Origin of the sequence: Novosphingobium sp. EMRT-2, assembly GCF_005145025.1 — a bacterium.
Lineage (GTDB): Bacteria > Pseudomonadota > Alphaproteobacteria > Sphingomonadales > Sphingomonadaceae > Novosphingobium.
In genome coordinates, this window is the sequence record NZ_CP039695.1 from 1736722 (window position 1) to 1750460 (window position 13739).

8 protein-coding genes are annotated in these 13739 nt (G+C 66.4%); 3 read left to right on the top strand and 5 right to left on the bottom strand.

Translation table 11 applies throughout. The features are described 5' to 3' along the window. Positions 1-26: 26 nt before the first annotated feature. The 4 genes from FA702_RS08555 to FA702_RS08570 all read right to left on the bottom strand — a co-directional run bounded on the left by FA702_RS08555 (position 27) and on the right by FA702_RS08570 (position 9003). Positions 27-1460 (bottom strand): glutamate synthase subunit beta, encoded by a 1434-nt coding sequence (locus tag FA702_RS08555; protein WP_136955806.1) that lies wholly within the window; start codon positions 1458-1460, stop codon positions 27-29. A gap of 22 nt (positions 1461-1482) precedes the next feature. Continuing rightward, complete coding sequence (gene gltB / locus FA702_RS08560) at positions 1483-6123, bottom strand: glutamate synthase large subunit (RefSeq protein WP_136955807.1); 4641 nt, start codon at positions 6121-6123, stop codon at positions 1483-1485. 213 nt (positions 6124-6336) lie between these two features. Next, complete coding sequence (locus FA702_RS08565; protein WP_136955808.1) at positions 6337-7713, bottom strand: hypothetical protein; 1377 nt, start codon at positions 7711-7713, stop codon at positions 6337-6339. Between the two features lie 42 nt (positions 7714-7755). After that, positions 7756-9003 carry a TIGR04063 family PEP-CTERM/XrtA system glycosyltransferase gene (locus FA702_RS08570; protein WP_136955809.1) on the bottom strand — a complete coding sequence of 416 codons (1248 nt, stop codon included), beginning with the start codon at positions 9001-9003 and terminating at the stop codon, positions 7756-7758. 164 nt (positions 9004-9167) lie between these two features. Between FA702_RS08570 and FA702_RS08575 the strand changes: the two genes are divergently transcribed. The 3 genes from FA702_RS08575 (at position 9168) to FA702_RS08585 (ending at position 12250) form a co-directional block, all read left to right on the top strand. Further along, positions 9168-10589 (top strand): putative O-glycosylation ligase, exosortase A system-associated, encoded by a 1422-nt coding sequence (locus FA702_RS08575; protein ID WP_136955810.1) that lies wholly within the window; start codon positions 9168-9170, stop codon positions 10587-10589. Then, positions 10586-11701: an acyltransferase gene (locus FA702_RS08580; protein ID WP_255504775.1), complete on the top strand. Its 1116-nt coding sequence runs from the start codon at positions 10586-10588 to the stop codon at positions 11699-11701. The genes FA702_RS08575 and FA702_RS08580 overlap by 4 nt, the downstream gene beginning before the upstream one ends. A gap of 87 nt (positions 11702-11788) precedes the next feature. Beyond that, positions 11789-12250, top strand: coding sequence for a MaoC family dehydratase (locus FA702_RS08585; RefSeq protein ID WP_136957316.1), 462 nt, complete (start codon positions 11789-11791; stop codon positions 12248-12250). 51 nt (positions 12251-12301) lie between these two features. Here FA702_RS08585 and FA702_RS08590 read toward each other — a convergent pair whose 3' ends face one another. Next, on the bottom strand, positions 12302-13564 hold the full coding sequence (locus FA702_RS08590) for a polyhydroxyalkanoate depolymerase (RefSeq protein ID WP_136955811.1): 1263 nt from the start codon (positions 13562-13564) through the stop codon (positions 12302-12304). Between the last annotated feature and the right edge of the window lie 175 nt (positions 13565-13739).

Here is a 13739-nt window from a genome sequence, read left to right on the forward strand (position 1 = left end):
GTTCTTGTCCCGCGGAACCAGCCGGATCAGCGCGGCAGTTCGGACACGCCCATCAGCGCTTCGTCCACCGAACGCGCGCACTGGCGGCCTTCGCGGATCGCCCAGACGACCAGGCTCTGCCCGCGCCGCATGTCGCCGCAGGCGAACACGTTCTCGACGCTGGTCTTGTAGTCCACCACGTTGCCCTTGACGTTGCCGCGCGCGTCCAGCTCGACGCCGGCCTGTTCGAGCAGCCCCTGCTTGCGCGGGCCGAGGAAGCCCATCGCCAGCAGGATCAAGTCCGCCTTCAGCGTGAATTCGCTGCCCGGCACTTCCTGCATCTTGCCATCGACCCATTCGACGCGGACGCATTCCAGCCCGGTCACGTCGTTTTCGCCCACGGCCCGCTTGGTCAGCACCGCGAATTCGCGCTCGCAACCTTCCTCGTGGCTGGAAGAGGTGCGCAGCTTGAGCGGCCAGTTGGGCCAGCTCAGCGCCTTCTCTTCCTTTTCCGGCGGCCGGGGCATGATTTCCAGCTGCGTGACCGAGAGCGCGCCCTGGCGGTTCGACGTGCCGACGCAGTCCGACCCGGTATCGCCACCGCCGATCACCACCACGTGCTTGCCGGTGGCGACCAGCGAGCCGCGCGGCGCGGCGCGGATTTCATCGTCGCCCGCGTTGCGCTTGTTCTGCTGGGTCAGGAATTCCATGGCGAAGCGCACGCCGGGCAGCTCGAAGCCCGGAATGTCGAGGGGACGCGGGTCTTCCGCGCCGCCCGCCATCACGATGGCGTCGAAGTTTTCCTTCAGCGAGGCGACCGAAACGGTCACGCCCACTTCGACCGAAGTGCGGAACTGGACGCCTTCGGCCTCCATCTGCACCATACGGCGGTTGATGACGTGCTTTTCCAGCTTGAAGTCCGGAATGCCATAGCGAAGCAACCCGCCGACGCGGTCCGACTTCTCGAACACCGTCACCGAATGGCCGGCGCGGGCCAGCTGCTGCGCGCAGGCGAGGCCCGCCGGGCCGGAGCCGACGACGGCGACCGACTTGCCCGTCTTCTTGGCGGGCACCTGCGGTTCGATCCAGCCTTCCTTCCAGCCCTTGTCCACGATCGCGCATTCGATCGACTTGATCGTCACCGGCTGGTCCACGATGTTCAGCGTGCAGGCCGCCTCGCACGGGGCGGGGCAAATGCGGCCGGTGAATTCCGGGAAGTTGTTGGTCGAATGGAGATTGTCCAGCGCCTCGCGCCAGTCGTTCTCATAGACCAGGTGGTTCCAGTCCGGGATCTGGTTGTTCACCGGACAGCCGTTGTGGCAGTACGGGATGCCGCAGTTCATGCAGCGCGAAGCCTGCATCTGCAGCCCCGCCGCATCGTGCGGAATCACAAATTCGCGATAGTGCTTCAGCCGTTCCGCGGGGGAATCGTAGGTACGGTCCTTGCGGTCGACCTCGAGAAAGCCGGTTGCCTTGCCCATGATGTTTCCCTGATCCCTGTTCTTATTCGGCCGCGACGTTGGCGGCGGCGAGGCGCTCGGCCTCCATCTGGCGCAGTGCCCGCGCATAGTCGCGCGGCATCACCTTGACGAAGCGCTTCACCTCGTCGGCCCAGTTGTCGAGAATCGCGCGCGCCCGCTTGCTGCCCGTGTAAAGGTGATGGCGTTCGACCAGCACCTTCAGCCGTTCCGCATCGTGGCGCAGCATGTCGCCCATGCCATAGTCATAGACGTCATGGCCGCGCTGCTGCGGACGGCCGGCGCCCTCGTCCTCGTCGCGCTCGTTCGAAACGGGGATCAGGTCCACCATCGCCGGGTTGCACAGCTTTTCGAACTGGCCATCCGGATCATAGACATAGGCGATGCCGCCCGACATGCCCGCCGCGAAATTCCGGCCGGTCCGGCCAAGCACGGCCACCACGCCACCGGTCATGTATTCGCAGCCATGGTCCCCGGTGCCCTCGACAACCGCGATCGCGCCCGAATTGCGCACGGCGAAGCGTTCGCCGGCGACGCCGTTGAAGTAGGCCTCGCCCGCGATCGCGCCATAGAGCACGGTGTTGCCGACGATGATGTTCTCGGTCGGCTCGCGATCGACATGCGCGGGCTGACGCACGATCACGCGGCCGCCCGAAAGGCCCTTGCCCACATAATCGTTGGCATCGCCCACCAGATCGAGCGTGACCCCGTGCGCCAGGAACGCGCCGAAGGACTGGCCGGCAACGCCCGTGAAGCTGACCTGGATCGTGTTATCCGGCAGCCCCTTGTGGCCATACTTCCGCGCCACTTCGCCCGACAGCATCGCGCCCACCGTGCGGTTGACGTTGATCACCTTGCGTTCGAGGCGAACCGGCTCGCCCGAGTCCAGCGCGGGCGCGCTGGCGGCGATCAGATCGTTGTCGAGCGCGGCTTCAAGGCCGTGGTCCTGCGTGCCGCTCCAGTTGAGCGTGGTGCCCGGAACCGGATCGACCTGGTGCAGCAGCTTCGACAGGTCGACGCCCTGCGCCTTCCAGTGCGCCACCGCCTTCTTGGTATCCAGCCGGTCGACCCGGCCGACCATTTCCGCGACGGTGCGGAAGCCCATCTCGGCCATGATCGCGCGCAGTTCTTCCGCGACGAAGAAGAAGTAGTTGATGACGTGTTCCGGCTGGCCGGTGAAGCGCGCGCGCAGCACCGGGTCCTGCGTGGCCACGCCCACCGGGCAGGTGTTGAGGTGGCACTTGCGCATCATGATGCAGCCGGCCGCGATCAGCGGGGCGGTAGCGAAGCCGAACTCGTCGGCGCCGAGCAGCGCGGCGATGGCCACGTCGCGTCCGGTGCGGATGCCGCCGTCCGCCTGCACGCAGATGCGCGAACGCAGGTTGTTGAGCAGCAGCGTCTGTTGCGTTTCGGCAAGCCCGATCTCCCATGGGCTACCGGCGTGCGTCAGCGAGGTCAGCGGCGAAGCGCCGGTGCCGCCTTCGTAACCCGAGATCGTCACATGATCCGCGCGCGCCTTGGAAACGCCCGCCGCCACGGTGCCCACGCCCACTTCGGACACGAGCTTGACCGAGATGCGCGCGCGCTGGTTGGCGTTCTTGAGATCGTGGATCAGCTGCGCCAGATCCTCGATCGAATAGATGTCGTGGTGCGGCGGCGGCGAGATCAGGCCGACGCCCGGCGTGGAGTGCCGCGTCTTGCCGATGGTCTTGTCCACCTTGTCGCCGGGAAGCTGGCCGCCTTCGCCGGGCTTCGCGCCCTGCGCCATCTTGATCTGGATGTCATCGGCATTGACGAGGTATTCCGCCGTCACGCCGAAGCGGCCCGAAGCGACCTGCTTGATCGCCGAACGCATCGAATCGCCGTTGGCCAGCGGCTTGAAGCGCGCCGGATCCTCGCCGCCCTCGCCGGTGTTCGACTTGCCGCCGATGCGGTTCATCGCCACGGCCAGCGTGGTGTGCGCTTCCCAGCTGATCGAGCCATAGCTCATCGCGCCGGTGGCGAAGCGCTTGACGATCTCGCTCGCCGGCTCGACCTCGGCAATGTCGATGGACTCGTCGGCCTTCTTCAGATCCATCAGCCCGCGGATCGTCAGCATCCGTTCGGACTGGTCGTTGATCGACTGAGCGAATTCCTTGTACTTGTCCGGAATGTTGCCGCGCACGGCGTGCTGCAGATTGGCGATGTTCGAGGCCGTCCAGGCATGTTCCTCGCCGCGCAGGCGCAGCTGGTACATGCCGCCAACGTCCAGCATCTTGCGGTAGATCGGGTTGTCGCCATAGGCCGTCGCGTGGCGCCGCACGGTTTCCTCGGCGATCTGCTCGATGCCCACGCCCTCGATCGTCGTGGCGGTGCCGGTGAAATACTTGTCCACGAAGGCGGAGCTGAGGCCCACCGCGTCGAAGATCTGGGCGCCGCAATAGGACTGGTAGGTCGAGATGCCCATCTTGGACATGACCTTGAGGATGCCCTTGCCGATCGCCTTGATGTAGTTCTTCTGCACGTCCTTGGTGGTAAGCGGCAGCTCCTTGTCCACCCGGATCGCTTCCAGCGTCTCGAACGCCAGGTACGGGTTGATCGCTTCCGCGCCATAGCCCGCCAGGACGCAGAAGTGATGCACTTCGCGCGCTTCGCCGGTTTCGACGACAAGGCCGGTCTGCATGCGCAGGCCCTGGCGGACAAGGTGGTGGTGCACCGCCGCCGTGGCCAGCAGCGCCGGCATCGGGATGCGGCTGTCGCACTGGGCGCGATCGGACAGGATCAGGATGTTCTTGTCCGCCAGCACGGCCTCGGTCGCCGCCCAGCACATTTCCTTGATCGCCAGTTCCAGCCCCTGCGCGCCGGCAGCGGCATCCCAGGTGGTGTCGATCGTGGCGGTGCGGAACGCGCCGTCGAGCGCGGCCTCGACCGAACGGATCTTGGCGATGTCCTCGTTGGTCAGGATCGGCTGGTCGACTTCGAGCCGCTTGTGGCTGCCGGCGTCGCGACCCAGCAGGTTGGGGCGCGGGCCGATCATCGACACGAGGCTCATCACCAGTTCCTCGCGGATCGGATCGATCGGCGGGTTGGTGACCTGCGCGAAGTTCTGCTTGAAATAATCGTAGAGCAGGCGCGAGCGGCTGGACAGCACGGCGATCGGCGTGTCCGTGCCCATCGAACCGATCGGGTCGTCGCCATAGACGGCCATCGGTTCGAGGAACTTGGTCACGTCCTCCTGCGTGTAGCCGAAGGCCTGCTGGCGATCGAGCAGGCTGGTCGTCTCGACCGGCAGCGCAGCCAGTTCGGGCTCGACCACTTCAAGCTCCTTGAGCTTGTATTGCGCCGATTCCAGCCAGTCCTCGTAGGGCTCCGCGCCCGCGAGTTCGGCCTTGATCTCCTCGTCCTCGATGATCGCGCCCTTTTCCAGGTCGATCAGCAACATGCGGCCGGGCTGGAGCCGCCACTTGCGCACGATGTCTTCCTCGCGGAACGGCAGCACGCCGCTTTCCGAGGCCATGCAGATCAGGTCGTCGCGGGTGATCGAGAAGCGCGCGGGGCGCAGCCCGTTGCGGTCGAGCGTGGCGCCGATCTGGCGACCGTCGGTAAAGGCCACGGCGGCCGGGCCGTCCCACGGCTCCATCAGCGCGGCATGGTATTCGTAGAAGGCGCGGCGCTTGGAATCCATCAGCGGATTGCCCGCCCAGGCCTCGGGCACCAGCATCATCACCGCGTGGGCTAGGCTGTATCCGCCCGCCAGCAGCAGTTCGAGCGCGTTGTCGAGGCTCGCGGTATCGGACTGCCCGTGCGGGATCAGCGGCCACATCTTGTCGAGGTCCGGACCCAGCAGCTCGGATTCCATCGTGCGGCGGCGCGCGTTCATCCAGTTCACGTTGCCGCGAACGGTGTTGATCTCGCCATTGTGGGCAATGAAGCGGAACGGATGCGCCAGCTTCCAGCTCGGGAAGGTGTTGGTCGAGAAGCGCTGGTGAACAAGGCCCAGCGCGGAGACGCAGTCCGGATCGCGCAGGTCGTCATAGAACGAGCCGACCTGGTTCGCCAGCAGCAGCCCCTTGTAAACGATCGTGCGCGTCGAGAAGCTCGGCATATAGAGCTGCGTCACGCCCGGAAGCCCGTGCTTTTCGGCCATGGCGGCAAGCGGGTTTTGCGTCTGCTTGCGGATCGCCAGCAGCTTGCGCTCGAACGCGTCCTGATCGGGCGTGCCCTCGCCCCGCTTGATGAAGCACTGGCGCACCACCGGCATCGATTCGATCACGGTCTTGCCGAGACCGTCGAGCGTGACGGGCACGTCGCGCCAGCCGATCAGTTCCTGGCCTTCCTTGGCGATGAACTTTTCGAAGAACTCGGTCACGAAGTTCCGCGAAGGCTCGTCCTGCGGCAGGAAGCACATCGCCACGGCATAGTCGCCCGGCGCGGGCAGTTCCTTGCCCTGCGAAGCGGCCCACTTGCGGAAAAGCTGATCGGGCAGCTGGATCAGGATGCCCGCGCCATCGCCCAGCAACGGGTCGGCGCCCACCGCGCCGCGATGGTCGAGATTTCGCAGAATTTCCAGCGCCTGCTCGATAATCGCGTGGCTTTTCGCCCCTTTGATATGGGCGACGAAGCCCACACCACAGGCGTCATGCTCATTACGCGGATCGTACAGGCCCTGAACCGGCGGAAATCCCATATCGAAGGTCGTCCCTACATCCAGAATTGGAAATATCGCACGAATCACGCCGCCCCCCTTGGCGACGAAAGTTGCGCGAATATCCCCCATGACTGCAGGAAAGTTATTTTGCAACCGCGAGCGTCATTTCCCGCGCCGATCCGCGCGGGAAATACGGTTGCACCCTCCAAAACGGCCGGGATTCCGTCGAAAATGGCTTGTTGAGCCGGGCTTTCAGCCCTTGGCCGTCATCCTCTGAAGCGTGGCGAGGGCGGCGCGCAACGCGCGATCGGCCTCTTCGGGATCGCTGAACGCGGGGACGGACCCGGCCGGCGGCGCGAAGGCGGGCGGCTCGGGTTCCATCGCGGGCGATGGCATGGCCCGTCCACGACTGGCCAGCGGCGTATCGGGTCGGGCGAATGGCGGCTCCGCCGGCGCGTCGACATGGCGGCGCGGCGCGGGCGATGGCATATCGACCAGCGAGGGATAGCGGTGTTCGGGCATCGGCGCTTCGCCGGGCACGATCGCCAGGAAAGGCGGCGCGTCCGCCCCTCCGCCCTCTTCCGTATCCTCGACGTCCCCTTCGGCCGCGTCGTCGGCATGCGGGACGGTAGCAGGCGGCGGCACGGCGTCGGCTTCCGCTTCGGCGTGGCGATCCTGTTCCTCCCGTCCCTGCTCCTCATGCCGGGCCAGCTCCTCGCGCCGGACCGCGATCGCCATCGCCAGCCGTTCGATAAGCTGCACGAGACCCAGCGATTCCAGCGGCGCGGCATCCATCGCGGGCGTAACCGCGCGCGCTTCCGCCGCGTCGTTGAAAATGCCGGGCGTGGGCAGTGTCGGATAGGGCTGCGCCAGCGGAGGCGGATTCTCGGCGGCCGGGGGCACCCCGGCCTCGTCTTCGCCGGAGGGAGCCTCAAGCCCTGCCAGATCCAGGCTCGTATCGACCGATGGCTCGTCCGCCAGCACGGCCGGAAGCGTAACCGGCGGCGGCGCGAAAGGCCCGTCGTCGATCAGCGGCGCGGCAAAGCGCGGGGGATCGGCGACCTCTTGCGCAACCGCTTCGTCTTGCCCGGCCGCTTCGTCCGTCGCTTCAAGCGCCGTTGGGGACAAGTCCGCCTCGCCACCCGGCTCCGGGTCCTCGAGCGCCGGCACCGTCGCCAATTCCTCGCTCAGCACCAGCGGCCGGCGCGGCGGGGCGTCGGGGTGCGCGTCGCGGGCGCGTATTTTCACAGCAGGTTGGGAGACCGCGATGGCGGGCGTCTCAGATTCCATCGCCTCGTCGCGATCGGGCATCGCCGGCGTGGCGAGCTTGGCCGCCTTTCCCCGGCGCAGGCGCGCGGCGATGACAAGGCCGATCAGCCCGCCGAGTACTGCCAGCGCGAAAGCCACCAGCACGCGGGCGGTGAAGCCCAGCGGCGGCGCGGCGGCCGGCAGGACCTTGGGCAGTCCGCTCGCCACGACCAGGCTCGCCAGCATCCGCGGCGGCACGACGAAGCTCGTCAGCCCCAGCAGCGCGGCGAACCATACCATCATCACCACCGGGAACAGGCGGTGTGCCGAAATCGATGCGGCCTGCTTGCGTTTCGCCTGCTTGCCCTGCGGAATGGTCACGTGCGTATCGATCCGTTCAAACCTGGCAAGTGCCCCACGCCGTCAGGCGGCGACACCCGCAATTGTACGTTTCCCGGCTATCACCTTTTGGTAAACAGCTTGATAACGACGAACATTACCGGCCCAGTCGTGCTCGCGCTCGACGAACCGCCGCGCCACCGCGCGCCGTTCCGGCCAGGCGCTCCGGTCGTCCAGCAGCGCGATCATTGCCTGCGCCAGCCCGGCGGGATCGTCGGCGGGAAACAGCGTGCCGGTCACTCCGTCCTCGATCAGTTCCCTGTGCCCGCCCACGTCGCTCGCGGCAACCAGCTTACCCTGCGCCATCGCTTCCAGCGGCTTGAGCGGCGTGACGAGGTCCGTCAAGCGCATGGCCTTGCGCGGATAGCACACTACGTCGGCCAGCGCGTAATAGCGATCGACCTCGGCGTGCGGAACGCGGCCAACGAAGCGGATCGCGTCCGCCACCGACGAAGCCTCCGCCTGCGCGCGCAGGGCATCGCCCGCCGGGCCGCCGCCGACCAGCAGCAGCCTGGCTCCCGGCACTGCCGCCACGATCGCCGGCATGGCCGCGATCAGGTCGTCCAGCCCTTCATAGGGATAGAAGCTGCCGAGGAAGCCGATCACCGGCCCGTCGCCCAGCCCCAGCGCCTCGGCCAGCGCCGGATCGCGCGGCTGCGCCTGGCCGAACACCGTAAGATCGACGCCATTGGGCATGATCGACAGGCGATCGCGTGCCACGCCCCGCGCCGCCAGATCCTCTAGCAGGCCCCGGCAGATCGTTACTACCGCATCGGCGCCGGCAACCACGCGGTTCTCGAGTTGGCGGGTCAGCCAGTAGCGCGGCGAACCCTCGCGGCCGGTGCCATTGCCCACGGCCGCGTCTTCCCAGAACGCGCGGATTTCATAGACCACCGGAATGCCGAGCCGCCGCCCGGCGCGCACGGCGGCAAGGCCGCACAGCGCCGGAGAATGGGCGTGGAGCACATCCGGCCGCCACGCGCGGGCCACCGCTTCGATCCGGCTGGCCAGAGCGACCACCTCGCGCCACTCGCGCACCCCCACGATGCCTTCGGCTTCCCCCGGCGTGCGATGGAATTCCAGCCCGTCGATCTGTTCGGGCGCGCCGTCGTCCGCCGCCAACGGCCCATCGGGCAAGCGGTGGCGCTGCCCGGTGATCGCGCGCACCTCGATCCCCTGCGCCTGCTGGGCCTTGAGGATCGCGCGCGTGCGGAAGGTATAGCCGCTGTGCAGCGGCAGGCTGTGGTCGAGAACGTGCAGAACGCGGGTCATGCCCCTTTCCTGCCACGCAAGCCTTAACGCGCCGTCAACCCCGTTCCGCTAAGCCCGCGGTCCCGGCAACGATCATCGCGCGGACATGACCCTGACGCCCTCCCCCCTGTCGCACTGCCGTTTGCCGCGCCTGCCCGGAACGTTACGCCGCCAGCGGGGCCGCCGTGCTTAACCTGTTCCTTACCGCCTTCGTGCTGGCTTTCCTGGGCGCCGGGATGCGCCGGCCGTTCCTGCTGGTGCTGGCCTATACCTATATCGACATCGTCGCGCCGCAGAAGGTCACCTGGGGCTTCCTCGCCCATATCCCGATCTCGCTGATAGCGTTCGTCTGCGCGTTCGGCGCCTGGATGGTGGCCGAAAACAAGCAGGGCATCCGCTTCTCGTTCCGCCAGTTCCTGCTCCTGCTGCTGCTGGTCTATTGCGGGCTGACCACCCGCACCGCCGACTTTCCGGTGGAAGCGGCGGAAAAGTGGGGCTGGGTGTGGAAGGCGTTGGTCTTCGCGATGTTCCTGCCGCTCACCCTGCGCACGCGCCTGCGCATCGAGGCTCTGGCACTGGTGATGGTGCTGTCCATCAGCGTGATCGTGATCGGCGGCGGGATCAAGACGCTGTCCTCCGGCGGCGGCTATGGCGAACTGAAGCTGCTGGTGAACGATAACACCGGCCTCTACGAAGGCAGCACGCTGTCGATGGTGGCGGTTGCGATCATGCCGCTGATCTACTGGCTGGCGCGGTACGGCACTATCTTCAAACCGGGAAAGCTAGTCACGCTTTATGCCCTGGGGCTCGGCTTTGCCTGCCTGCTGATCCCGGTGGGCACGCAGACGCGCACCGGCCTGCTGTGCGTGCTGTTGCTGGGCGTGCTCGTGCTGCGCACCACCAAGCGGCGCTTCACCTATCTCGCGGCAGCGGGGGTACTGGCCGTGGTGGCGATGCCATTCCTGCCCAAGAGCTATACCGATCGCATGAGCACGATCGAAAACCATCAATCGGATCAGTCCGCCTCCACCCGCGTGGCGGTGTGGAAATGGACGTGGGAATTCGCCAAGCACAACCCCTTCGGCGGAGGCTTCGAAGCCTATCGCCAGAACGAGGTGAGCTACAAGACCGTCAACACCGACTATGCCGTCAAGAACAACGCCGCGCTCGAAACCAACGATATCGTGGAAAAGGGCCGCGCCTATCATTCGGCCTACTTCGAGATGCTGGGCGAGCAGGGCTATCCCGGACTGGGCCTTTGGCTGACGCTGCACCTTCTGGGGCTGTGGCAGATGGAGCGGGTGCGCGCACGCTGGACCAAGCGGGGTGGCCCGCAGGAGAGCCTGCCCGATGCGCGATGGATCGGGCCGCTGGCCAATGCGCTGCAACAGGGGCAGTTGGTCTATATGGTCGGCGGCAGCTTCGTCGGCATCGCCTTCCAGCCCTTTATGTACATGCTGATCGGGCTGCAGATCGGCCTGCGCGCCTATGCCATGCGGATCGACCCGAGCCGGGAGACGTTCCGTCCGCTTCGGCGGGTTAACGCGCCGTCGCGCGCGGCGACACAGGCCAGTCCGCAGCAGCCCCCGCTGAGCGCGCCCAGATGAGCGAGCCCCATCTCCACAAACCGAGCGAACGCAGACCACGCCATCTCGACTCCCTGACCGGCCTGCGCGGGATAGCGGCGTGGCTGGTGGTCCTCTATCATATCCGCTTGTCGCTGGTGTCCATACTGCCCCAAGGCGTCATCGTGGTCCTGGCGCGCGGCTATCTGGCGGTGGATCTGTTCTTCGTCCTGTCCGGCTTCGTCATGTGGTACAATTATGCCGTTCCACTGGCGTCGGGTGGGCCACGCGCCGCCGCCCATTTCCTGTGGCGAAGGATGGCGCGAATCTGGCCGTTGCACCTGTTGATACTCGGCGGCTTCGTGTTGTTCCGAGCGGCGCTGACCGTTTCCGGGCGCCCCGTGGAGGGGCTACCACTGGCCGAATTGCCGCTGCAGGTGCTGCTGATCCAGAACTGGGGCTTTACGCACGAACTGGCCTGGAACCACCCGGCCTGGTCGATCAGCACCGAATTCGCCGCCTATCTGGTGTTTCCCGCGATCGTCGCGGCGGGCCAGCCGATCATGGGCCGCCGTCGCCTGGCGATCGCGATCGCGGCGCTGCTGCTGGCGGGAGAATATGCGCTGTTCGCGCATAAGGGCTTGCACACGCTGGGCGCGGACATCCCCACCATGGGGCTGTGGCGCTGCCTGATCGGCTTCACGCTGGGCACGCTGGCGTGCATGATCTGGCAAACGGCACGATCGCCGCGCGCCTGGCGCTGGGCGCTGTTCGCGGCAGGCTGGATCGCGCTGGGGAGCGTGGCCGGCTGGCCCGAAACCGCGATCGTCCCGCCCGCGATCGTCACCGCGATGCTGGCGCTGACTTATGCGAAGGGTCTGCTGGCGCGCCTCCTCTCCAGCCGCGCGGCGGTGTGGCTGGGCGAGGTGAGCTATTCCACCTACCTCGCGCACGCCTTTCTGTTCCTGGTGTTCAAGCTGCTGTTCGTTGATGCCTCGCTGCAAATCGGCTGGGCGGGACTGGCGGCCTATCTCTTGCTGCTGCTGATCGCGTCGTGGACACTTTATCGCCTGATCGAAAAGCCAGCCCAGCGCTGGCTCAATGCGCGAACGCCGGCCTGGACCCGCCCCTTGCCCGCTTCCCCCGCCGAATAGCCCGTCCGTCCTGACCGGATTGCGCCCGGTTGCACCTTTGCAAGGGTCCGTCCATGAAGGCGGAACAAAAGAATGGAGAGCAACGGTATGGCGAGGATCATTCCCGCGACAGAAATCAAGGCGCTGGCAGGCACGATCGTGGGCACGTCGGAATGGGTCGAGGTCAGCCAGGAGCGAATCAACCAGTTCGCCGAAGCGACGGGGGACTTCCAGTTCATCCACATCGATGAGGAAAAGGCCAAGCTGACGCCGTTCGGCGGCACGATCGCGCACGGCTTCCTCACGCTGTCGCTGATCCCGCTGCTGACCCAGCTCAGCGACTGTCCGCGCCCCGAAGGCATCAAGATGGGCGTCAACTACGGCGGCAATCGCACCCGCTTCCTCACCCCCGTCCGTTCGGGCAAGCGCGTGCGCGGCGTGTTCAAGCTGCTGGAGATCGAGGAAAAGCGCCCCGGCCAGTGGCAGCAGACCATGGAAATCACGGTGGAGATCGAAGGCGAGTCGAAGCCCGCCCTGATCTGCGAGTGGCTGACCCAGTTCTTCGTCTGAGGACGGGTTTTGCCGGGCGGGGCGGAGAGGTTCTCCGCACCGCCCCGGTCTTCAGGCGACGGCCGTCAGCTTGCGGCCCTTGCCCCGGCCTTCGTGGCGCACGATCCACGCATCGACCACCGGCGCGATCTTGGTCCGCCAGCGCGATCCGTTGAAAATGCCGTAGTGCCCCGCCTCGGCCGCGAGGAGGTACTGCTTCATTTCCTCCGGCACGTTCGGCGTCACCTTGAGCGCGGCCTTGGTCTGACCGATGCCCGAGATGTCGTCGCGCTCGCCCTCGATGCACAGGATCGCGGTGTCGTGGATCGCGCCCAGGTCCACCGCTTGCCCGCGATGGACGAATTCGCCCTTGGGCAGGGCATGGCGCTGGAACACGACGTCCACGGTCTGCAGATAGAACTCCGCCGGCAGATCGCAGACCGCGCGGTATTCGTCATAGAACGTCTTGGTCGCCTCGGCGCTCTCGCCGTCGCCCTGCACCAGGTGCTTGAACAACGAATAGTGGCTCATCATGTGGCTGCCGAGGTTCATCGACATGAAGCTCGCGAGCTGGACGAAGCCCGGATAGACCTGCCGCCCTTCGCCCGGATAGTTCACCGGCACCGTGGTGATGACGTTGTGCTTGAACCACACGTAAGGCTTGGTGATCGCGTGATCGTTCACCGCCGTCGGCGATTCGCGCGTATCGATCGGCCCGCCCATCATCGTCAGCGTCACCGGACGGCACGGATGGTCGTTGGCGGCCATGATCGCGGTAGCGGCAAAGGCCGGCACCGAAGGCTGGCACACCGCCATCATGTGCGCGCCGGGGCCGATATATTCGAGGAAGCCGACCAGATAGTCGATGTAATCGTCCAGATCGAAGCGCCCTTCGGCCAGCGGCACGTATTTCGCGTCGGCCCAGTCGGTGATGTAAACCACGCAGCGCTCCAGCATCCGCTCCACCGTGCCGCGCAGGAGCGTGGCGTAGTGGCCGCTCATCGGCGCCACGATCAGCAGGCGCGGTGCGTCTGGCGGCAGCCCGTCATGCGTGAACTTCTTCAGATCGCCGAACGGGCGGTGGATTTCGGTCGATTCCCGGACCGCGTGGGTCGTGCCGTCGACGTGGATCGTGCGGATGCCGAACGCCGGCTTGCCGCGCGGGGCCGCCGCATGGGCGAACACTTCCAGCGCTGATGCCATCATCTGGCTGGGGCCGAAGCCGCTGAAGGGAAGCCGGGGATCGCCCAGCATATCCGCCGTCATCGACGCCATCGCGCTGCTCGCGCTGAGCAGGGAACGCTGGATTTCATAGGCCTTATACAGCACGGCCATTGTCCTTGTTGTGTTGCCCGGCAGCACCGGGACTCGATTGCCCCCAGATTGCCGCGATTCGTTTCCTTGTGCAACGCAACATTGAAGATTGCGCTACGACCGGACCAAACCGGACCCGAATCCGCGCCCGATCGCGCTCGGGACGAACCTCGGGATGCGCATTGCCGCGCCTTAC

Excerpts from the sequence above, each read along its gene's own strand:
- FA702_RS08555 (WP_136955806.1), bottom strand. The coding sequence starts at position 1,460 with ATGGGCAAGGCAACCGGCTTTCTCGAGGTCGACCGCAAGGACCGTACC.
- gltB (WP_136955807.1), bottom strand. The coding sequence starts at position 6,123 with ATGGGATTTCCGCCGGTTCAGGGCCTGTACGATCCGCGTAATGAGCAT.
- FA702_RS08580 (WP_255504775.1), top strand. The coding sequence starts at position 10,586 with ATGAGCGAGCCCCATCTCCACAAACCGAGCGAACGCAGACCACGCCAT.
- FA702_RS08585 (WP_136957316.1), top strand. The coding sequence starts at position 11,789 with ATGGCGAGGATCATTCCCGCGACAGAAATCAAGGCGCTGGCAGGCACG.
- FA702_RS08590 (WP_136955811.1), bottom strand. The coding sequence starts at position 13,564 with ATGGCCGTGCTGTATAAGGCCTATGAAATCCAGCGTTCCCTGCTCAGC.
- FA702_RS08570 (WP_136955809.1), bottom strand. The coding sequence starts at position 9,003 with ATGACCCGCGTTCTGCACGTTCTCGACCACAGCCTGCCGCTGCACAGC.